21 protein-coding genes are annotated in these 20,952 nt (G+C 72.3%); 2 read left to right on the forward strand and 19 right to left on the reverse strand.

Going from position 1 to position 20,952, the window contains the following annotated elements; translation table 11 throughout:
- Positions 1 to 166: 166 nt before the first annotated feature.
- The 8 genes from H9645_RS03200 to H9645_RS03235 form a co-directional block, all read right to left on the reverse strand.
- Positions 167 to 373, reverse strand: a complete 207-nt coding sequence (locus tag H9645_RS03200) for a cold-shock protein (RefSeq protein WP_144893142.1) — start codon at positions 371 to 373, stop codon at positions 167 to 169.
- A 96-nt stretch (positions 374 to 469) separates the two neighbouring features.
- Complete coding sequence (locus H9645_RS03205; protein ID WP_191728262.1) at positions 470 to 1,228, reverse strand: S-methyl-5'-thioinosine phosphorylase; 759 nt, start codon at positions 1,226 to 1,228, stop codon at positions 470 to 472.
- Positions 1,225 to 1,785, reverse strand: a complete 561-nt coding sequence (locus H9645_RS03210) for a hypoxanthine-guanine phosphoribosyltransferase (protein ID WP_191728263.1) — start codon at positions 1,783 to 1,785, stop codon at positions 1,225 to 1,227. Before H9645_RS03210 ends, H9645_RS03205 begins: the two co-directional genes overlap by 4 nt.
- Positions 1,782 to 2,783, reverse strand: coding sequence for a beta-N-acetylhexosaminidase (gene nagZ / locus H9645_RS03215; protein ID WP_191728264.1), 1,002 nt, complete (start codon positions 2,781 to 2,783; stop codon positions 1,782 to 1,784). The genes H9645_RS03210 and nagZ overlap by 4 nt, the downstream gene beginning before the upstream one ends.
- Before the next feature lie 12 nt (positions 2,784 to 2,795).
- Positions 2,796 to 3,311, reverse strand: coding sequence for a CYTH domain-containing protein (locus tag H9645_RS03220; protein ID WP_191728467.1), 516 nt, complete (start codon positions 3,309 to 3,311; stop codon positions 2,796 to 2,798).
- A 112-nt stretch (positions 3,312 to 3,423) separates the two neighbouring features.
- Positions 3,424 to 4,752 (reverse strand): 23S rRNA (uracil(1939)-C(5))-methyltransferase RlmD, encoded by a 1,329-nt coding sequence (gene rlmD / locus H9645_RS03225; RefSeq protein WP_191728265.1) that lies wholly within the window; start codon positions 4,750 to 4,752, stop codon positions 3,424 to 3,426.
- A gap of 112 nt (positions 4,753 to 4,864) precedes the next feature.
- Positions 4,865 to 5,491, reverse strand: coding sequence for a YdbL family probable chaperone protein (locus H9645_RS03230; RefSeq protein ID WP_191728266.1), 627 nt, complete (start codon positions 5,489 to 5,491; stop codon positions 4,865 to 4,867).
- A gap of 18 nt (positions 5,492 to 5,509) precedes the next feature.
- Positions 5,510 to 7,525, reverse strand: coding sequence for an intermembrane phospholipid transport YdbH family protein (locus H9645_RS03235; protein WP_191728267.1), 2,016 nt, complete (start codon positions 7,523 to 7,525; stop codon positions 5,510 to 5,512).
- Between the two features lie 34 nt (positions 7,526 to 7,559).
- Here H9645_RS03235 and H9645_RS03240 point away from each other — a divergent pair, with 34 nt between their 5' ends.
- The gene (locus H9645_RS03240; protein ID WP_225217924.1) at positions 7,560 to 8,276 is read left to right on the forward strand and encodes a response regulator; all 717 of its coding nucleotides are present in this window, start codon (positions 7,560 to 7,562) and stop codon (positions 8,274 to 8,276) included.
- On the opposite strand, the gene recO is transcribed toward H9645_RS03240, so the two are convergent.
- The 9 genes from recO to rpoE form a co-directional block, all read right to left on the reverse strand.
- Positions 8,255 to 9,004, reverse strand: a complete 750-nt coding sequence (gene recO, locus H9645_RS03245) for a DNA repair protein RecO (protein ID WP_225217925.1) — start codon at positions 9,002 to 9,004, stop codon at positions 8,255 to 8,257. The two genes, H9645_RS03240 and recO, sit on opposite strands and share 22 nt — an antisense overlap.
- 22 nt (positions 9,005 to 9,026) lie before the next feature.
- A complete protein-coding gene (gene era, locus H9645_RS03250; RefSeq protein ID WP_191728270.1) occupies positions 9,027 to 9,950 on the reverse strand; it encodes a GTPase Era in 924 nt (307 codons plus the stop codon).
- The gene (gene rnc, locus H9645_RS03255) at positions 9,947 to 10,627 is read right to left on the reverse strand and encodes a ribonuclease III (protein ID WP_191728271.1); all 681 of its coding nucleotides are present in this window, start codon (positions 10,625 to 10,627) and stop codon (positions 9,947 to 9,949) included. The genes era and rnc overlap by 4 nt, the downstream gene beginning before the upstream one ends.
- A complete protein-coding gene (locus H9645_RS03260) occupies positions 10,614 to 10,994 on the reverse strand; it encodes a DUF4845 domain-containing protein (protein ID WP_189496645.1) in 381 nt (126 codons plus the stop codon). The genes rnc and H9645_RS03260 overlap by 14 nt, the downstream gene beginning before the upstream one ends.
- A 63-nt stretch (positions 10,995 to 11,057) precedes the next feature.
- Positions 11,058 to 11,852 carry a signal peptidase I gene (gene lepB / locus H9645_RS03265; RefSeq protein ID WP_191728272.1) on the reverse strand — a complete coding sequence of 265 codons (795 nt, stop codon included), beginning with the start codon at positions 11,850 to 11,852 and terminating at the stop codon, positions 11,058 to 11,060.
- 37 nt (positions 11,853 to 11,889) lie between these two features.
- The gene (lepA, locus tag H9645_RS03270; RefSeq protein ID WP_189496929.1) at positions 11,890 to 13,683 is read right to left on the reverse strand and encodes a translation elongation factor 4; all 1,794 of its coding nucleotides are present in this window, start codon (positions 13,681 to 13,683) and stop codon (positions 11,890 to 11,892) included.
- A 202-nt stretch (positions 13,684 to 13,885) separates the two neighbouring features.
- A complete protein-coding gene (locus tag H9645_RS03275; protein ID WP_191728273.1) occupies positions 13,886 to 15,391 on the reverse strand; it encodes a Do family serine endopeptidase in 1,506 nt (501 codons plus the stop codon).
- 52 nt (positions 15,392 to 15,443) lie between these two features.
- Positions 15,444 to 16,538 carry a sigma-E factor negative regulatory protein gene (locus tag H9645_RS03280; protein ID WP_191728274.1) on the reverse strand — a complete coding sequence of 365 codons (1,095 nt, stop codon included), beginning with the start codon at positions 16,536 to 16,538 and terminating at the stop codon, positions 15,444 to 15,446.
- Between the two features lie 7 nt (positions 16,539 to 16,545).
- Positions 16,546 to 17,160, reverse strand: coding sequence for an RNA polymerase sigma factor RpoE (gene rpoE / locus H9645_RS03285; RefSeq protein WP_191728275.1), 615 nt, complete (start codon positions 17,158 to 17,160; stop codon positions 16,546 to 16,548).
- 195 nt (positions 17,161 to 17,355) lie between these two features.
- Between rpoE and H9645_RS03290 the strand changes: the two genes are divergently transcribed.
- Entirely contained in the window at positions 17,356 to 19,410 is a 2,055-nt protein-coding gene (locus H9645_RS03290; RefSeq protein WP_191728276.1) for a 3-hydroxyacyl-CoA dehydrogenase NAD-binding domain-containing protein, read from the forward strand.
- A gap of 4 nt (positions 19,411 to 19,414) precedes the next feature.
- Here the strand turns inward: H9645_RS03290 and H9645_RS03295 are convergent, their stop codons facing one another.
- Positions 19,415 to 20,134, reverse strand: coding sequence for a tetratricopeptide repeat protein (locus H9645_RS03295; protein ID WP_191728277.1), 720 nt, complete (start codon positions 20,132 to 20,134; stop codon positions 19,415 to 19,417).
- A complete protein-coding gene (locus H9645_RS03300; protein ID WP_191728278.1) occupies positions 20,062 to 20,895 on the reverse strand; it encodes a hypothetical protein in 834 nt (277 codons plus the stop codon). The genes H9645_RS03295 and H9645_RS03300 overlap by 73 nt, the downstream gene beginning before the upstream one ends.
- Positions 20,896 to 20,952: the final 57 nt, after the last annotated feature.

Genomic DNA, 20,952 nt, shown 5'->3' on the forward strand with positions numbered 1-20,952 from the left:
CACGACCCAGCTCCGCAAGCATCACTGGCCGTAGCAGACGCCGATCCAGCATCACGACAGTCAGCACGACCGCGGGTCTCTTCCCCTCACCTGGGAGAAGAACCATAAAAAAGGGCCCCGGAACACCCGGAGCCCTGGAACAGGAAATACTGTTGCGATGTGTCGCTCAGGCGACCGGCGACACCCCTGCCGCCTGCGCGCCCTTCGGGCCCTGCGTGACTTCATAGCTGACGCGCTGGCCTTCCTGCAGGCTGCGGAAGCCCTTGGAGTCGATCGCCGAGTAGTGCACGAACACGTCCGCGCTGCCATCCTCGGGAGCGATGAAGCCGAAACCCTTGGCGTCGTTGAACCACTTCACTGTGCCGTATTGCATGACTCTTCCTACCTCGTCTGGATGCGATTGCACGGACGGCCTGCAAGGGACCGGCACGTGCGGCCCGAGTATGCAAAGCCTGCACGGCGCGCGCAATCACCCGGCCAGCAGCGCCTCCACCACCGCGGGTAGACCCGAGGTGGCCGCGGCGACGTTGGCGAGCACCTCGTCGAGCGTGATCACTTCGTCGACCTGCGGACCGGCGCCGGCCGCCCAGTTGGCGACGATCGCCAGGCAGGCGTAGTCGAGTCCGAGCTCGCGCGCGAGCCCGGCTTCGGGCATCCCGGTCATGCCGACCAGGTCGCAGCCGTCGCGGCGCATGCGCGCGATCTCCGCGCGCGTTTCCAGCCGCGGGCCCTGGGTGGCGCCGTAGCAGCCGCCGTCGACCAGCGCGACGCCGGCCGTCGCCGCCGCGGCGAGCACGTCCCTGCGCAGCGAGGGCGTGTAGGGATCGCCCATGTCGACGTGCAGCACCTCGGTGCCGGGCTCCTCGCAGAAGGTGGAGATGCGGCCCCAGGTGTAGTCGATCAGCTGGTCGGGGCAGGCGAGCACGCGCGGACCGTAGGCCTGGGTGATGCCGCCGACGGTGTTGAGCGCCAGCACGCGACTGGCCCCCAGAGCGTGCAGCGCCGACAGGTTGGCGCGGTAGTTCACCAGGTGCGGCGGCACCGAATGGCCTTCGCCGTGGCGGGCCAGGAAGGCCACGCGACGACCGGCGATGCGCCCGATCCGCACCGGGCCCGACAGCGCGCCGTAGCGCGTGACCGGCTGGTGCTCCTCGGGATCCTGCAGGCCGGCCAGGCGGTACAGCCCGGTGCCGCCGATCACCGCCAGCGCGATGGGCTCCATGCTCACTCCCCCAGCGCGTAGATCGCGGGCAGGTTGCGGCCCTGCTCGTTGTAGTCCATGCCGTAGCCGAAGACGTAGCGGTCGGGCACGTCCACGCCCGACCAGTCGGCGCAGACGCCGTCCACGCAGCGGTCGTGCACCTTGGTCGCGAGCACGGCGACGCGCACGTCGGCCGCGCCCTCGTCCTCGCACCAGCGGGTCACGGCCTTGAGCGTGTGGCCCTCGTCGAGGATGTCGTCGACCAGGATCACGCGGCGGCCGCGCATCGACGTCGCCGGACGGTGCAGCCAGGCCAGGCGCGAGCCGGTGGTGCCGCCGCGGTAGCGGGTGGCGTGCAGGTAGTCGAACTCGACGTCGAGGCCGCGCTCGCCGAGCGCGAAGGCGAGCTGCGCGGCGAAGGGCATGCCGCCGTGCATGATGGTGACGAACAGCGGCGGGCGTTCGTCGCCGGCGTATTCGTCGCGGATGGCGTCGGCCATGGTGGCGATCGCGGCTTCGAGCACTTCCCGACCGTGGATGACGTCGGCGTCAGCGAGCACCGCCGCGAGCGTGGGCGCGGTCATGCCACCACCCCGCCGCCCTGGCGCGTGGAGGCGGTGCCGTGGCGCGCATCCGCGAGCAGGCCGTCCCAGCCCAGCGCGCCGCGGCCCATCAGGCCGGCCAGCGCCATGGTGTTGAGCGCGCGACCCTCGGCCGCCGCCAGCGATTCCTCGACCAGTTCCGGATGGCAGACCAGCACCACGTCGCAGCCGGCGTCCAGGTGCGCATCGACGCGCGCCTTGATCCCGCCAACGCCGTGCGCCGCGGCCATGCCGATGTCGTCGGAGAAGACCACGCCGCGGAAGCCCATCTCCTGGCGCAGGATGTCGTTGATCCAGCGCGGCGAGTAGCCGGCGGGCTCGGGCGCGACCTGCGGATAGACCACGTGCGCCAGCATCACCGCGTCGGCGCCGGCCTCGATGCCGGCGACGAAGGGCACCAGGTCCTCGGCGCGGATCGTCTCCAGCGGGCGGTCGTCGACGGCGTCGTCGAAGTGCGTGTCCTCGAGCACCGAACCGTGGCCGGGGAAGTGCTTGAGCGTGGCGGCCATGCCGGCCTCGTGCATGCCTTCGACGTAGGCGCGGGTGAAGGCGGCCACGACCTGCGGATCGTCGGAGAAGGCGCGGTCGCCGATGGCGAGGTTGCCGCGGCCGAGGTCGACCACCGGCGCGAAGCTGAGGTCCACGCCGGTGGCGCGGATCTCGCTGGCCATCAGCCAGGCGTGCTCGCGGGCGCGGGCCAGCGCGCCCTCGCGGTCACGGGCGTAGTCGCGGCCGAAGACCTCCAGCGGCGGCAGCGCGCTGTAGCCCTCGCGGAAGCGCTGCACGCGACCGCCTTCCTGGTCGACGCAGATGAGCTGCGGGCGCGGCGCGGCTTCGCGGATGGCCTGCGACAGCTCGGCCACCTGCGCGCGCGAGGCGAAGTTGCGGGTGAACAGGATCACGCCGGCGCAGGCATCGTGCTGCAGCCAGTCGCGCTCCTGCGCGGTGAGTCCGGTTCCGGCGACGCCGATGACAAGCATGCGAGTCTCTCCTCAGGTGCCCGGGCCCGCGCGCTCGGCATCGCTCCACAGCGAGTACGGGCGGGCGGCCAGGGCCAGGTTGTAGTAGCGGGGACAGTCGGTGGCTTCGCTGCCGGCCCAGGCGGGGCGTTCGAAGGCCTCGTCGGCGCTGCCCAGTTCGATCTCGGCCACGACCAGGCCGGCGTTGTCGCCGAGGAACTCGTCGACCTCCCACAGGTGCGCACCGTGGCACACCAGGTGACGGCGCTTCTCGACCAGGCCGCCGACGCACAGGTCCAGAAGCGCGCGCGCCTCGTCCACCGGCAGCGGGTATTCGAACTCCTGGCGAGTGTGGCCGAGCTCGCGCGACTTGATGTTGAGAAAGGCGGCGTCGCCCTCCAGGCGCACGCGCACGGAGGCCCGCTGACGGCCCTCGTCCATCGACGACTGGTCGTTGAGGTAGCCCTGCGCCATCGGCACCACGGCGTGCGCGGCGTCGCGCCAGCCGTCGCCGGTGACCAGGAACTTGCGTTCGATCTCGATCGCCATCAGCACGTGCCCTGCAACTGTGGGAGCGGCCATGGCCGCGACCCGGCCCGGCAGCATATCGCGGCCATGTCCACTCCCGCACACGCGGGGCCCGATGCAGCTCCCCCGGCATTCACGCCGGCTCGAACACCGCGATCGATTCCACGTGCGTGGTGTGCGGGAACATGTCCATGACGCCCGCGGCGCGCACCCGCCAGCCGCGTCCATCGACGAGATAGGCCGCGTCCCGCGCCAGGGTCTCCGGGTTGCAGCTGACGTAGACGATGCGCTTCAGGCCGTCCAGCGGCAGCTGCTGCAGCACCTCCAGCGCACCCGCGCGCGCGGGATCGAGCAGCAGCCGGTCGAAGCCGCCGACCATCCACGGCTCGGCGGAGAGGTCGGTGGTGAGGTCGGCGGCGTGGAAGTGCACGTGCGCCATGCCGTTGCGCGCGGCGTTCGCGCGCGCGCGCGCCACCAGCCCGGCGTCGCCCTCCACGCCCACGACCTCGGCCGCGTGGCGCCCCAGCGGCAGGCTGAAGTTGCCCAGGCCGCAGAACAGGTCGAGCACGCGCTCGCCCGGCTGCACGTCCAGCAGCGCCAGCGCGTGCGCGATCATCTTCGCGTTGAGGTCGGCGTTGACCTGGATGAAGTCCAGCGGCTCGAAGTCCAGTTCGACGTCCCAGGGCGCGAGGCGGAACGACAGCCGCGGCGCCTCCGGCCACAGCGGCGCGACGGTGTCGAGGCCGCCCGGCTGCAGGTAGATGCAGAAGCCGTGCTCGCGGGCGAACGCCATCAGCGCGGCGCGGTCGCCCTCGCCCAGCGGCTCCAGGTGGCGGATCACCAGCGCGGTCGCGTCATCGCCGGCGCTGAACTCGATCTGCGGGATGGTGCTGCGCGCCTCGAGGCTGTCGACCAGCGCCGAGAGCGCCTGCAGGTGCAGGCCGACCTGCGGCACGATCGAGTGGCACTCGGTGAGTTCGGCGACGAAGCGCGCATCCCGCTCGCGGAAGCCGACCAGGGTGCGGTCCTTCTTCTCCACGCGGCGCACCGAGAGCCGGCCCTTGCGTCGATAGCCCCAGGCCGCGCCGGTCAGCGGCGGCAGCGTGGCCTCCGGCGCCACCCCGGCGCGCTCGAAGCAATCGGCCAGCATCCGCGCCTTGCCTTCGACCTGCCGCTCCGGCGCCAGGTGCTGGACGCTGCAGGCGCCGCAGGTGCCGAAGTGCGGGCAGCGCGGTTCGACGCGGTCGGGCGAGGCGTCGAGCACCTCCAGCACCTCGGCCTCGTCGAAGCGGCGGCAGCGCCGGACCTGCCGTGCCAGCACCCGCTCGCCCGGCAGCGCGCCCGCGATGTACAGCGGCTTGCCGGCCTGGGGATGCCCCTCGGGCCGCTGCGCGATGCCGCGGCCGTCATGGCCGAGTCCGAGGATCACGGTCTCGAAGGGCGTCTTGTCGATGCGTGCCAATGTGCTGCTGCCGGTGCGGTGGGCCGGCCATTGTCTCAAACGGGCGCGGCGGACATCCCTGGGGGCGGTCGCAGCTGTAGCTGCTCCTACAGGAGGGATTGCAGGGTGCTGGCTATTTCTGCTTCCAGCTGCCGGCCTGCTGGTACCACCAGCCGGGGCGCGCGCTGGCGATCCACTGCCTGGCGAACACTTCGCGGATCTGGGCCTCCCATTCGGGATGGCCGTTGGCGACCGCCACCTCGCGGTAGACGGCGTTGCGGTCGCGGTTGTCGTCGGCGACGGCGGCGTTCACCGCCACCCGGTCCTTCAGCGGCAGCGAGCCGGCGTCGCGCACCACCACCAGACCGTCGCTGCCGAAGCCCAGCGCACCGCTGTCGAAGTGCGGCCGCAGCGTGGACGCGAAGCGCGACTCCATGCGCTGCTGGATCGCCTGGATCGCCGGCGTGCGGATGGTGATGTCGGGAGTCTGCGCGTGTGCCGGGGCGATGCCGAGCAGGATCCACGGGTCGAACGCCAGGCCGCGGCCGGTCGCGCCGCCCTCCAGCGCCATCCCGCCCGGCATCCCGCCGGGATCGTCCGCCGGCACCTCCGGCGCGGTGCCCGCGCCCTCCTCGCCGATCACGTTCTCGACGAACTCGCGCGCCGCCTCGCGGGCCTCGGCTGCGGGGAAATACACGTTGATGGTGACGCAGGCGGTGAGCGCCAGCGCGGCGACGAAGGGCAGTCCGGTCCAGCGCATGCAGTCCTCCTCGGACGGTCAGTCGAACACGGGCGAAACCTCGCCCGAACCTGCCGCGGCCACGCGCTCGACCAGGGTGTCCCAGTCGACGCGCCGGTTGTAGCCGACGATGTCCAGGCGCGGCAGCCCGGCGCCCTCGACGATAACAAACCCGCTGCCGCGAGGCTGAAGCCCGGCCATCGTGCAGACGCCATTGGCGAGCCGGCAGGAGATGCCGATGCGGCGGTAGCCGAAGTCGTCGAACAGGGCCAGCAGCCGGCCCTGCAGGCTGGCGGTGAACGAGGCGTCGCCGACGCTGGAGATGTCCTGCACCGCGCGCTGGCTGATGCGCTGGCGGACGCCGCGGCGCGGTTCGGTATGCAGCTCCGCGTCGAACGCCGCCGCCTCCCAGTCGACCAGGCGCAGGCCGTGGATCCGCCCGTGCAGCCGGCCGCTGATGCCGCCGACGTCGAACACGCCGGTCAGGGCTTCCAGGTCGAGCCCGTCGAGGTCGATGTCGGCCAGCAGCGTGGGCGCCACGCCGAAGGGCCGCTCCATCGCCAGCGACGACACCCGGACCTCGCCGTCGAAGGCGCGGGCCACCAGGCCGCCGTCGAAGTCGAGGCGGTCGCCGACGTAGCGCGCCGACGGGATGCGGCCGCTGAGCGTGCCCGGGAACGCCGGCAGCCCGAGCGCCGAGGCCAGCGTGGCCATGTCCAGCGACTCCACGGCCAGCGCGCCTTCCACCAGCAGCGGGCCGTGGCTCCCGGCCGGGCGCAGCCGCAGCGCGGGAATGTCGAGCCGACCGCCGAGCAGGTCGATATCGACGCCTTCGCGCAGGTGCAGCTCGCCGCCGCTGCTGCGCCAGGGCAGGCGCGCCGGACCGAAGGGGATCGCGCCGATCGCCGCGGCCCGCCAGCGCAGTTCGCTGTCGGCGCTGCCCGCCGACACCAGGCGCACGTCGCCGTCCAGGCCGTCGAAGCGGAAGCGCCCGTCGGGTGCCGCGATGTCGAGCGCGCGCGCGCGCAGGTCGAGGCCGGCCAGCGCACCGTCCGCGACCACGGCATCGACATCCAGCGCACCGGACATGGCCAGCCCGCCCAGGCCCGCCTGCCCGAGCCAGCCCGACAGGTAGCGCGCGGGCAGCTGCGAGGCGTCGGCGCTGCGCAGGCCGAGGGTGAGCGCGCGCAGGCCACCGGAGGCGACGTCGGCGCTGCCGTGCACGTCGAGCACGCCGGGGTCCTCGGCCGAGAACGAGGTGATCGCCCAGCCGGCGTCGTGGCCCTGCGCGCGCAGGCGCACGCCGACCGGCGTCTCCGGCAGCACGACGTAGCCGCTGCCGAACAGCAGTTCGCCGCCGAGCAGCCGGCCCTCGATCGCCAGCAGCGGCCCCGTGTCGGCGGCCAGCCAGTCGATGGCGAGCCGCGCGCCCAGCCCGGCGCCGGCCTGCGTTCCGTCGGCGCTGTCGAACGCGCCTCCGGCCAGCGCCAGTTCGCCCTGCAGGCGCATCGGGCCGGCGTCGGGAACGCGCAGGTCGATGTGGCCGTCGATGCGCCCGTCGCCGAGCCGCACGCCCGCCCACGCGGTTTCGGCCAGCGATTGCGCCCAGGCCACCGGCACGCGCGCGATCTCGATGTCGAAGGCGTCGGGGGCGGCGGCGCGGTGGCGCAGCGCCAGCCGCGCGCCGCCCGGGCCGGACAGCGCGGCGTCGATCCCCTCCGGCGGCAGCGCCAGCGCCAGGCGCAGCGGCGCGCCGCCGCCCTGCCTCAGTTCGCCGTCGCAGGCCCAGCCGCCGCGTCCGTCGCGGCGCAACGGGCAGCGCCAGGCCAGCGATTCATGGTCCTGTCCCAGGTCCGGCGCCCGCGCGCGCCGGGCGGTGATGCGCAGGTCCCCGGTCGCGGCGTCCGCCGGCCAGTCCAGCCGCACCTCGACGCCTTCCAGCGTCGCCACCGGCGTCGACACCTTCGCCATCTTTGCCACCAGCACGCGCGCCTCCGCCCCGCCGGCGTGCAGCAGCGAAAACAGGACGAGCAGGGTTAAGATCCACGCGGGCATGGCAGCCAGAGTAGCGACCGGAGGGGACGCGCCGATGAAACCACGCATCCTGCTCGTGGAGGACGACCCCACCACGGCCGCGTTCCTGAGCGCCGCCGCGGAGGCGCTCCCGGCCAACGTCGACACCGTGGGTTCGCGCGCCGCGGCGCGGGCCCAGGCGACCAACATCGCCTACGCCCTCTGGCTGGTGGACGCCCACCTGCCCGACGGCGACGGCGCCGGCCTGCTGGCCGAACTGCGCGCCCTTGGCCTCCAGACGCCGGCCATCGCCCACACCGCAGCGCGCGACGCGGACCTGCACCAGAGCCTGCACCGGGCCGGCTTCGACGCGGTGCTGGTCAAGCCGCTGGCCGCGGCGGCGCTGCGCGCGGCGCTGGCCGGCGCGATGGCCGGACGCACGCCGCTGCGCGTGGCCGAGGCCGGCCCGGGACAGCCCGGCGAAGGATCCTGCACGCAGGCCTGGGACGACGACGCCGCGCTGCGTGCGCTCAACGGCGAGCGCGCGCACGTCGACGCGCTGCGCCAGCTGTTCCTGTCCGAGCTGCCGGCGGCGCACGGCCAGGTCATGGCATCGGCCCGGAGCGGCCGGAGCGACGCGCTGCGCGATGCCCTGCACCGCCTGCGCGCGAGCTGCGGCTTCGTCGGCGCGGCGCGGCTGGAAGCAGCGGTGAAAACCCTGCAGGCGGCGCCGGACTCGGATGCGGCCGTGGACGGCTTCGACGCCGCGGCTCAGGAGCTGCTGTCGCCCTGAGGCGCCGGACGGGTCATGCGGCCCAGGTCGCCCAGCAGCTGCCAGGACGCCAGCGGCCTGCCGCCCAGGTGCGCCTCGAGCACTTCGCGCAGCACGCGGCGCAGCCCGCCGAGTTCTTCGGTAGGTGGCGCGATGTCCGCGGCCAGCCCGAGCAGGGCGCGCCCGGTGGCGGTGCGGTCGCGCTCGCCGCCGCGCTCGCCGCGCACGCGTACCGGGCCATGGCCCGGGTCCAGCCGGTAGCGCGCGGCCGGATCCACCGGGTCGCCGTCGCCCTCGTGGGCGTAGTCGAGGCCGACGCCGATCGCCTCGAGCAGATCGCGTTCGAAGCGGCGCAGCGTCCACGCCAGCGGTTCGCCCTCGCCCAGGCGCGCGCGCAGCTGGCCGTAGGCGGCGTAGAGCTCGGGCTGCGGATCCTGGCGTGGCGCCAGCCGCAGCACCAGTTCGCTGGCGTAGAAGCCCGACAGCATCGCCTCGCCCTGCAGGCGCGGTGCGGCGTCGAGGGCTTCGGCGGTCGCCAAGTGGGCCAGTTCGCCGCGCAGCACGGCGTCGAAGCGGACGTGCTGCATCGGCTGCAGCGCCGCGCGCAGCGCCTGCCGCTTCGGCCCGCGCACGCCGCGCGCGACCAGCCCGAGCCGACCATGCTCCGCGCACAGCACTTCCACCAGCAGGCTGGTCTCGCGCCAGGCCCGCGCGTGGAGGACGAAGGCGTGCTCGCCAAGGATCCGCATCACGCCATTGTAGGAGCGGCTCCTACTTGTCGTAGCCGAAGCTGCGCAGGGCGGCCTCGTCGTCCGACCAGCCGGCGCGCACCCGCACCCAGGTTTCGAGGAAGACCTTGCAGCCGAACAGGCGCTCCATGGACAGCCGCGCCTTGCTGCCGATCTCGCGCAGGCGCGCACCGCCCTTGCCGATCACGATCGCCTTCTGGCCGTCGCGCTCGACCCAGACCACCGCGCCGATGCGCATCATCGGGCCGGACTTCGTCGCCTCCTCGCTGAAGGACTCGATCTCGACCGTGGTGGCATACGGCAGCTCGGCGCCGAGCTGGCGCATCAGCTGCTCGCGCAGCAGTTCGGCGGCCAGGAAACGCTGGCTCTTGTCGGTGATCTCGTCCTCGCCGTAGGCCGGTTCGCCTTCGGGCACCAGCGCCAGCAGCTCGGCCACGAGCGCGTCGAGGCCGGTGCGCTTCAGCGCCGACACGGGATGCACGCCGGCGAAGTCGCGGCCCTCGACCACCTGCCGCAGGTAGGGCAGCAGGTTCGCCTTCTCGCGGATGCGGTCGACCTGGTTGACCACCAGCACCACCGGCACCTTCGCTTCGCGCAGGGCTTCGTAGGCGAGCGTGTCCTCCTCGTCCCAGCGGCCGGCCTCGACCACCAGCACCGCGGCGTCGACGCCTTCGAGCGCGCCGCGCGCGGCCCGGTTCATCATCCGGTGCATGGCGGTCGCGGACTGGCTGCGCTCGCCGCGATGGATGCCGGGCGTGTCGACCAGCTGCAGCTGGCCGCCCGGGAAGGTGGCGATGCCCAGCAGGCGGTGGCGCGTGGTCTGGGGGCGGTTGGACACGATGCTGATCTTGGCGCCGACCAGCGCGTTGACCAGGGTGGACTTGCCGACATTCGGCCGGCCGACGACGGCGACCGCGCCGCTGCGGCTGGCGGCTGGGGAGTTCATGGCTTCAGGGGTTCCAGTTGGGTGAGGATCGCCGCGGCGGCGTCCTGTTCCGCGGCGCGGCGGGAGCTGCCGCTGCCTTCGGCCTCGAGCGCGGGATCGGACAGCAGGCAGCGCACGTGGAAGGTGCGGGCGTGCTCCTCGCCGCTCTCCGAGACCAGTTCGTAGGCCGGCAGCGGGCGCTGGCGACCCTGCAGCCATTCCTGCAGCCGGGTCTTGGGATCCTTGCCGATGCCACCGGCCGGCAGCGCGGCGAGCTGCGCCTCGAACCACGGCATCACGGCGCTGCGGCAGGCCTCGAAGCCGGCGTCGAGATAGATCGCGCCGACCACGGCCTCGAGCGCGTCGGACAGGATCGAATCGCGCCGGTGGCCACCGGACTTCATCTCGCCGGGCCCCAGGGTGATCCGGGCACCGAGGTCCAGGTCGCGCGCGATCCGCGCCAGCGAGGACTCGCGCACCAGCTCGGCGCGGGCGCGGGTCATCGCGCCCTCGTCGGCCTTCGGCCATCGCAGGTACAGCGCCTCGGCCACCACCAACCCCACCAGCGCGTCGCCGAGGAATTCCAGGCGCTCGTTGTGCGGCGCCCCGGCGCTGCGGTGCGTCAGCGCCTGTGCAAGCAGCGCGGGATCGCGGAACACATGCCCCGCGATGCGCGCATCGGCATCAGTCGACCGCACCGGTCCTGGTCAGCATCTGCGTGGACTCGAACTTGCCCACGACGTCGAGGTTGGCGATCAGCGGCTTGCGGACCTCGTACTTGACGTCCATCTGCCAGCCGGCGCCGACGCGCTTGATCTTGACGTGCTCGGGCTTCACGTTCTCCGAGTAGCTGATGTACAGCCGGCGGAAGAACAGGTCCTGGATCTTGCGCGGGTCGGTGTTGCCGATGCCCGGCTCGCTGGCCAGGCCCTTCATCGCCGAGCGAACGCTGTAGTACTCCGAGTACATCGGGAACAGCTTCATGCCGACGTAGGCGAACAGGCCCACGACCGCCAGCACGATGATGAACCCGAGCAGGGTGATGCCGCGTTGCGAATTCCTCATTGCCCTCTCCCCTCGATCCCCGATGCGGTTGGTCATTGTGGCGCCAGGCCCCTCCCGGCGTGGTTACAGGCGCGTGCCGATGCGGTCGAAGTCGACGCCGCCGGCGGCGCTGTCGAAGTTCATCCACACCAGGAACGCCTTGCCGCGCAGCTGCGTCTCCGGCAGCGTGCCCCAGAAGCGGCTGTCGTCGCTTCTATCACGATTGTCGCCCATGACGAAATACTCGCCTTCGGGCACCGTCCACTCGCCCACGCCGTGGTGCGCGAACAGCGGGCTGTCGATCTCGAGCACCTCGTGGCGGCCGTCGCCGCCGAGGTCCTCGGCCAGCAGGCTGGCGCCGGTCATGTCCTCGCCGCGGCCCTTGCCGACGTAGGCGCCGATCGGCTGGTACGCCGAGGCTTCGCCGTTCACGTACAGCACGTTGTCGCGGTAGGCGATGCGGTCGCCGGGCAGGCCGACCACGCGCTTGATCCAGTCCTGGTCCGGGTGCGCCGGCGGGCGGAACACCACCACGTCGCCACGCTCGGGCAGGCCGATCGCGACCACCTTCCTGTTGTTGACCGGCAGGCGCAGGCCGTAGGCGAACTTGTTGACCAGGATGAAGTCGCCGATCAGCAGCGTCGGCATCATCGAGCTCGAGGGAATCCGGAAGGGCTCGGCCACGAAGCTGCGCAGCACCAGCACCACCGCCAGGATCGGGAAGAAGGCGCGGGCATAGTCCACCACCACCGGCTCGCGGTCCTCGTCGAGCAGGCCCGCGCGCGCCTTGCGCGCCTTGGCGAAGAACAGCCGGTCGAGCAGCCAGACGAGGCCGGAGGCGAAGGTCAGGATGACCAGGCCGAGTTCGAACCACTTCATGCGCGCACCCCGTCCGCGGCGGACCCGTGGGCCGCCGTCACTTGTTGTCCACCTGGAGCACCGCGAGGAAGGCTTCCTGCGGGATCTCGACGCGCCCGACCTGCTTCATGCGCTTCTTGCCTTCCTTCTGCTTTTCCAGGAGCTTCTTCTTGCGGCTGATGTCGCCACCGTAGCACTTGGCCAGCACGTTCTTGCGCAGCGCCTTGACCGAGCTGCGGGCGATGATCTGCGAACCGATGGCGGCCTGGATCGCGACGTCGAACTGCTGACGCGGGATCAGGTCTTTCATCTTTTCGGTCAGGTCGCGGCCGCGACGATCGGCGTGGCTGCGGTGGACGATGATCGACAGCGCGTCGACCTTGTCGCCGTTGATCAGCGTGTCCACGCGCACGAACGGGCCGGCCTCGAAGCGCACGAAGTGGTAGTCCAGCGAGGCATAGCCGCGGCTCACCGACTTCAGGCGGTCGAAGAAGTCCAGCACGACTTCCGCCATCGGCAGCTCGTAGCTGACCTGCACCTGGCTGCCGAGGTAGTTGATGCCCACCTGGCTGCCGCGCTTCTCCTCGCACAGCGTGATCACGTTGCCGACGTAGTCCGGCGGCGTGAGGATGTTGGCGCGGATGATCGGCTCGCGGATCTCGTCGATGGTGTTGACCGGCGGCAGCTTGGCCGGGTTGTCCAGCGGCCGCACTTCGCCGTCGGTCATCAGGATCTCGTAGATGACGGTCGGCGCGGTGCTGATCAGGTTGAGGTCGTACTCGCGCTCCAGGCGCTCCTGCACGATCTCCATGTGCAGCATGCCGAGGAAGCCGCAGCGGAAACCGAAGCCCATGGCCTCCGAGCTTTCCGGCTCGAAGCGCAGCGCGGCGTCGTTGAGGCGCAGCTTCTCCAGCGCCTCGCGCAGGTCCGGGTAGTCGTCGGCGTCGACCGGGAACAGGCCCGAGAACACGCGCGGCTGCATTTCCTGGAAGCCCGGGAGCGGATGCGGGGCGGGATCGCCGGCGAGCGTGAGCGTGTCGCCCACCGGCGCGCCGTGCACGTCCTTGATCGAGGCGTTGATCCAGCCCACCTCACCCGCGCGCAGCGACGGCGTCTCCTTGCGTTTGGGCGTGAACACGCCGACCTTGTCGACCTGGTGGGTGCGGCCGGTGGACATGACCAGCATCTTCGCGCCGGCCTTGAGTTCGCCCTGCATCACGCGCACCAGCGACACCACGCCCAGGTAGTTGTCGAACCAGGAGTCGATGATCAGCGCCTGCAGCTTGTCGGTGTCGCGCGGCTGCGGCGGCGGGATGCGGTGGACGATGGCCTCCAGCACCTCTTCCACATTCAGGCCGGTCTTGGCGCTGACCGCCACCGCGTCGCTGGCGTCGATGCCGATCACGGCCTCGATCTCGGCCTTGGCGCGCTCGATGTCGGCCGTAGGCAGGTCGATCTTGTTGAGCACCGGCACCACTTCCAGGCCCTGCTCCACCGCGGTGTAGCAGTTGGCGACCGACTGCGCCTCCACGCCCTGGGCGGCGTCGACCACCAGCAGCGCGCCCTCGCAGGCGGCCAGCGAGCGGCTGACCTCGTAGGAGAAGTCGACGTGGCCGGGGGTGTCGATGAAATTGAGGTGGTAGGTCTCGCCGTTGCGGGCCGTGTACGGCACCGACACCGACTGCGCCTTGATGGTGATGCCGCGCTCGCGCTCGATCGGGTTGTTGTCGAGGACCTGCGCTTCCATCTCGCGCGCGGTCAGGCCGCCGCAGAGCTGGATGATGCGGTCGGCCAGCGTCGACTTGCCGTGGTCGACGTGGGCGATGATGGAGAAGTTGCGGATGTTCCGCATTGATTCGGGAGGCATGGGCGGCAGTCTGGGGCCCCGTGTCGGGGCTGGGCGATCGAACGGGATATTGTCGCACAGCCCGGGGGAGCCGCCGTGCCGGCGCGTGGGCCCGCCCCCGCCGCAGGAGCAGCCATGGCTGCGACCCGGACCGTCTGTCGCAGTTATGGCGCTCCTACGGGAGAAGGGGGGGCGGCCGGAACGAAGCCTACTTCGACTCGTTCCTCGGCGTCACCGCGATGAACTGGGTGCCGCCGCTGCGGTTGCGCACCAGCAGCATCACCGTCTCGCCAGCCTTGGCCTTGCCCAGCTCGCGGTCGAGCTCGGCCGGCGTGGCGACGTTGACGCGCCCCACCTGCAGGATCACGTCGCCCGGCTGGATGCCGGCGCTGCGCGCGGCCAGGCCCTCGACCCGGGCCACGGCCACGCCCTCGTCCGGCCCGAGATCCAGGCGTCGGCGCTGCTCGGCGCCAAGTTCGCTGCCGACGATGCCCAGCGGATTGCTCTGCTTCGCCGCCGGCGCACCCGCGCCCGGACGCTGCGGACCCGCGGCGATGCCCTCGTCGAGTTCGGTCAGGGTCACGGTGAGGTCGCGGGTGCGGCCCTCGCGCCAGACCTTCACGGCCACGCGGCTGCCCGGCGCCTTGGCGCCGATCATCGGCGGCAGGTCGCTGGACTGGTTGATGCGCACGCCGTCGACCTCTCGGATCACGTCGCCGCGCTCGATGCCAGCCCTGGCCGCCGCGCCGCCCGCGATGACGTCGGCCACCAGCGCACCGCGGGTGTCCGGTAGGCCCAGGCCCTTGGCGGCCTCGGGGCGGATCTCCTGCACCTGCACGCCCATCTGGCCGCGGCGCACCTGGCCGGTGGCCTTGAGCTGGTCGGCGACGTTCATGACCACGTCGATCGGGATCGCGAAGCTCACGCCCATGTAGCCGCCGGAGTTGGAGAAGATCTGCGAATTGATGCCGATCACTTCGCCGCTGGTGTTCAGCAGCGGACCGCCGGAATTGCCGCGGTTGATGGCGACGTCGGTCTGGATGAAGGGCACGTAGCGCTGGTTGGCGTAGTGGTTGGCGCGCCCCACGGCGCTGACGATGCCGGCGGTGACCGACTGGTCGAAGCCGAAGGGCGAACCGATGGCGACCGCCCACTGCCCCGGCTTCACGTCGGCGGCCTTGCCGGCGCGCAGGAACGGCAGCCCGCTGGCGTCCACCTTGAGCAGGGCGACGTCGGACTGTTCGTCGCTGCCCACCACTTCGGCGTCGAAGCCGCGACGGTCGGGCAGGGTCACGCGCACGGTGGTGGCGCCGTCGACGACGTGGTGGTTGGTGATCACGTAGCCATCGGCCGAGATGAGGAAACCGCTGCCCATCGACAGGCCGCCGCGGCCGCCGGGATCCTGGGGCATGCCGGGGAACGGCGAGCCGGGGCCGAAGAATCGGCGGAAGAACTCGGGCATGTCGTCGGGCAGCTGCTGCTGCGCCTGGCGGGTGTCACGCGACCCGACGATGACCTCGATGTTCACCACGGCCGGGGCGACCCGGTCGACCAGCCGCGTGAAATCGGGCAGCCCGGTGACCAGCGGCGCCGCGGGGGGCGCGCTGGCGGCCTGGGCCTGCGGGGACTGGGCGGTGGCGGCGGGAAACACGACCGCGGCGGTGCCGGCCGCGGTGAGGGCGACCAGGGCGAAGGCGAAGACGGGAGATTTCATCAAGTCGGTAACCTCGACGATAGGATCGAAAGAGAAGGGTCTGCAGGCGGGATCAGTCGCCGGAAGGCTGGGCGGTCGCGGCTTCGGCCGCGGCTTCGTCCGCGGCCTCGTGCGCGGAGCCGCGCGGCACGTCCGGGCGGGGCGCGGCCTGCGCCGGGAACGCGGCGTGCGATCCATCCAGGCGTGGCTGGAACGGCGCGAAGGCCTCCGCCTGCTGCGGCAGCCCGTAGCCGGCGGCGAAGGGCTGGGAACGCGACAGGCCCGGCAACACGGCGCGCGGCCAGGGACGCGCCACCGCGGCCGGCCCACCGAACAGCGCATCGCCACCACTGTCCGTGCCGGCCCGGGACAGGCCGGCCAGCGCCTGGAGACCGCTCCCGGGCGTGACCGTCGCAGGCATCGACGCAGCCGGGATCACCGGCCGCGGCACCGCGGCGGCCGCGGTGCGCACAGGGGCATCCACGCGATCGGTCCGCCGCAGGGCGGCACGCTGGGACTGGCTGCGGGTGCCGCTGCGCTGGGCGGCACGCCGCGGCACTTCGGCCACGGCAATCGCCACCGGAGCCGCCGCGGCCAGCAGCGCGGGCGCGTCACCGGACCGGGCCGGTGCCGGTGCCGGCTCCGGTGCCACGGCCAGCGCGACCTCGCCGGCATCCGCCGGCACGCGCGGCGCCGCGTCGACCATCGCCGGTGCCAGACGCGCATCGTCCGTCGCCTCGACCATTGCAGGTGCCTGGGCATACGGCATCTGGCGGGCCATGAACAGCGCCACCAGCGCCACCGAAGCGGCCAGCGCGCCGCCGCCCCAGCGCAGCAGCCGGTGCGACCGGTGCGGCGCGGTAACCGGCGCCGCGGCCGTCGCGACGGCGTCGGCAGCGGGTGCCGCGATCGCCTCCGCCACCCGCTTCGAGAAGTCCGCCGGCAGCAGCGCGTGGCCGCCGCCGCGCAGCACGTCGCCGCAGACCTGCCAGCGCTCCCAGCATGCCGCCAGCTCGGCGTCGTGCTGGAGCCGGCGCAGCATGAAGCGCGCCTGGTCGGGCGACAGCTCGCCATCCAGCATCGCCGACAGCTGCCGGCGGTTGTGGGCGTACAGCCTGTCGGGTTCGGGCTGGAATTCGATGTCGATGTCGTCGTTGGGGTGGCTCATCTCGTACTCATCGCGCCGCGCGTTCGGGCGCGGCCTCGTTGTCCATCAGCGGCTTGAGCTCGACGTCGATCGCCTCGCGGGCCCGGAAGATCCGGGAGCGGACGGTGCCGATCGGGCAGTCCATGCGCGCGGCGATCTCCTCGTAGCTCAGCCCTTCGACCTCGCGCAGCGTGATCGCCGTGCGCAGCTCCTCGGGCAGGGCTTGGACCGCGCGCAGCACCGTTTGTTCCATCTGCTGGCGCATCAGCTCGCGTTCCGGCGTGTCGTGGTCGCGCAGGCCGGTGGCGACGTCGAAGTGCTCGGCGTCGTCGGGATCGATGTCGTCGGTCGGCGGACGGCGGTTGCTGGCCACGAGGTGGTTCTTGGCGGTGTTGACCGCGATCCGGTGCAGCCAGGTGTAGAACTGCGCGTCGCCGCGGAAGTTGCCGATCGCCCGGTACGCGCGGATGAAGGTCTCCTGCGCGACGTCCTGGCACTCGCTCCAGTCGCGGACGTAGCGGCCCACCAGCGCGGCGACACGGTGCTGGTACTTGCGCACCAGCAGGTCGAACGCAGCCATGTCGCCGCGCTGCACGCGGCGCACGAGGTCCTGGTCAAGCTGGCTGCTGTCGATCTCGACCATGGGCCGGCACTCTCCTGGGAACCGGCCCTGGGACCGGATGTGACCTTCACGCAGGCGGAAAGTTCCGCCCTGCACGATGATCTGGGGCCGGGTTCAGCCTCCCGCAAGCCGCCGCCCCGCCCTGGCGCCGATTTGACGGCGGCGAAAGGGACTCTGGATCATAGGCAGTTCCCATACCCGCACGGATGGTTCCGCATGATCGCTGGACTCGATGGTCTGCGCTTCAGCCACTGGCACGCCGAGCAGCGCCCCGACGGCGTCGTCCTGCTGACGTTCGACCGCGGCGGCGAGTCGGTCAACACCTTCGCCCAGGACGTGCTGGTCGAACTCGACACCCTGCTCGAACGCCTGGCGCTGGATCCGCCCAAGGCCCTCGTGCTGCGCTCGGGCAAGGCCAAGGGCTTCATCGCCGGGGCCGACATCCGCGAGTTCGCCGAGTTCGATGCCAAGGGCACGATCGGCGACTCCATCCGCCGCGGCCAGCAGGTGTTCCAGCGCCTGGCCGAACTGCCCTGCCCGACCGTGGCCGCCATCCACGGCTTCTGCATGGGCGGTGGCACCGAGATCGCGCTGGCCTGCCGCTACCGCGTCGCCAGCAGCGACCCGTCCACGCGCATCGGCCTGCCCGAAGTGAAGCTGGGCATCTATCCCGGCTGGGGCGGCAGCGTGCGCCTGCCGCGGCTGGTGGGCACGCCGGCGGCGATGGACATGATGCTGACCGGCCGCACGCTGTCGGCGTCCGCGGCGAAGGCCATCGGCCTGGTCGACCGCGTGGCCGATCCCGCGCAGCTGCTCGACGCCGCGGTGGACGTGGCGCTGACGGGCGCGGAGCGGCCGTTCCGCCAGCGCTTCATGGGCTGGGCCACCAACACCTGGCCGGTGCGGCAGCTGATGGCGCCGATGCTGGTCAAGCAGGTGGCGCGCAAGGCCCGCAAGGAGCACTACCCGGCGCCCTACGCGCTGATCGAGACCTGGCGCCGCAGCGGCGGCGGCATCCAGGCCCGGCTGGCCGCCGAGCGCAAGTCGGTGGTGAAGCTGGCCGGCACGCCGACCGCGCGCAACCTGACGCGCGTGTTCTTCCTGCAGGAGCGGCTGAAGGGCCTGGGCGGCAAGGACAGCGGCATCTCCCGCGTGCACGTCGTCGGCGCCGGGGTCATGGGCGGCGACATCGCCGCCTGGTCGGCATTGAAGGGCTTCGAGGTCACGCTGCAGGACCGCGAGCAGACCTATATCGACAAGGCCCTGGCGCGCGCGCAGGAGCTGTTCGCGAAGAAGGTGAAGGTCGACGCGAAGCGCCCGGAGGTCGCGGCGCGGCTGAAGTCCGACCTCGCAGGCGACGGCGTGGCGACGGCCGACCTGGTGATCGAGGCGATCATCGAGCAGCCCGGGGCCAAGCGCTCGCTGTACGCGGGCATCGAACCGGCGCTGAAGCCGGATGCGCTCCTCACCAGCAACACCTCGTCGATCCCGCTGCACGAGCTGCGGACCGGCCTCGCCCGTCCGGCGCAGTTCGCCGGCCTGCACTACTTCAATCCGGTGGCGCTGATGCCGCTGGTGGAGATCGTGCGCCACGACGCCATGGACCCGGAGACCGAGCGCCGCCTGGCCGCCTTCTGCAAGGCCATCGACAAGCTGCCGGTGCCGGTGGCCGGCACGCCGGGCTTCCTGGTCAACCGCCTGCTGTTCCCCTACATGCTCGAGGCCGCGACCGCGTACTCCGAAGGCATCCCGGGCGCGGTGATCGACCGAGCGGCGGTGAGGTTCGGCATGCCGATGGGGCCGATCGAGCTGATCGACACCGTGGGCCTGGACGTGGCCGCGGGCGTCGGCGCGGAGCTGGCACCGTTCCTCGGGCTGCCGATCCCGGCCTCGCTGTCCACGCCGCCGGAGGCCGGCAGGCGCGGCAAGAAGGACGGCCAGGGCCTGTACGCCTGGGAAGACGGCAAGGCGAAGAAGCCCGAGGTGCCGAAGGACTACCAGGCCCCGGCCGACCTCGAGGACCGGCTGATCCTGCCGCTGGTCAACGAGGCGGTGGCGGCGCTGCACGAGGGCGTGGTCGCCGACGGCGACCTGCTCGACGCCGGCGTGATCTTCGGGACCGGCTTCGCGCCCTTCCGCGGCGGCCCGATCCAGTACGTGCGCGAGACCGGCGCCGAGGCGGTGCTGCTGCGGCTCAAGGCCCTGCAGGCAACCCACGGCGACCGCTTCGCGCCGCGTCCCGGCTGGGACTCGCCCGCGCTGCGGCGCTGATCCCCTACAGCCGCGAGGCGGTCAGCCGGATGTCGGCGTGCTGCCACGCGGCCGCGAGCTGGCGTTCGACGTCGGCCAGCCCTTCGCGCTTGCGCTGCGCGCGGAGGCTGTCCGCGAGTCCGTGCAGCGACCATCCGTTGCCGGGGTTGCGGCGCAGCTCCTCGCGATAGACGGCCTCGGCCTCGGCCGGGCGCCCCGCAGCGAGCAGCACGGCGCCGAGCGAGTGCCGCACCGGCGCGTGCCAGCCGGGCGGCTCGTCATAGGGAATCGCGTCCTCGATCGCCGCCGCCTCGCGCAGCGCGGCGATGGCCGCGTCGTGCTGCCCGCGCGCGGAGGCAAGCTCCGCGGCAAGCGAGCGCTCGGCGATCCGCACCGCGTGCGAGAGCGGATAGCGGTCCCAGACCATCAGCGCGTCCATCGCCGGATCGGCGGCGAGCGGCTGCAGCACCGCCAGGTGCCGGTCGGCGTCGTCCAGGCGCGACTGGCGCACCGCGGCCACGCCCTGCGCCCAGCTCCAGATCGCGGTGACGTAGGGCAGGTCCGGCGCCGGATTGGCGAGGCCGGCGATGTCGTCCCAGCGTCCGAAGCGCACGCGTTCGAACCACGGCGTCATCCAGTAGTGCTGCAGGCCGGCATAGCCCGGCTGGCGCATCAGGTCGGGGAGGCCGGTGCGCTCGGCGGTGTGCCGGGCGGCTTCGGCAGCGAGCGCACTGTTGCCTTCCATGCTGGCGGCGAACCACAGGAAGTGGTGGTTGTGCGGGACGTAGCCCAGCGGGTACACGCCCTGGACGTTGCCGCGACAGATCGCGAGGTAGGCGTCGTCGGCCTCGATCGCGCGCTGGTTGGCCAGCACCGCGTCGGCCGCAGCGCCGCGTCGTAGTAGTCCCAGGGCTGCAGGTCCATCAGCGCCTCGGCGTGCAGCACGGCGGCGTCGGGGTCCTCCGGGCGCTGCGCCACCATCACGCGGGTGGCGGCGGCATAGGCCTCGTCCAGGGGACGGCGATCCTCCAGCGGCTGCTCCGCATAGCGCGCCGACAGGGCGGTGATGAAGGCCTGTTCGCGCGCGCTGGCGGACGGCGCGAGCGCGACGGCGCGCTGCAGCCGCGTCCAGGCGTCGGCGCTGTCGGCGGGATCCATCGCCGCGTTCACGTGCGGGCCCAGCACCAGCGCGGCGCCCCACCAGCACATCGCACAGCGGGGATCGAGCTCGGTGGCCTTGAGGAAGGCGCGCTCGGCGGCGTCGTGGTTGAAGCCGTAGGCCAGCGCCAGTCCCTGGTCGAACCAGCGCTGCACTTCGGGATGGTCGCTGGTGACGGGAAAGCTGTAGTCGCCGAGGCCGTCGAGCAGCACGGCCCCGATCAGGGCCATCTCCGGGGGCGACACCGGCGCTTCGATCGCCATGGGAGGCTGCTGCCGGCAGCCGATGCAGGCCAGCGCGAGCAGGGTCGCGAGGCAGGACAGGGGAAGAGCGCGCGGAGCGGCCATGGCGGCCTCCGGATGGTCGGGGGACGTCCGGTCCAACGCGGCGCACGCGCCGGCTCG

The organism is Luteimonas colneyensis, assembly GCF_014836665.1.
In the GTDB taxonomy this organism is placed as follows: Bacteria; Pseudomonadota; Gammaproteobacteria; order Xanthomonadales; family Xanthomonadaceae; genus Luteimonas; species Luteimonas colneyensis.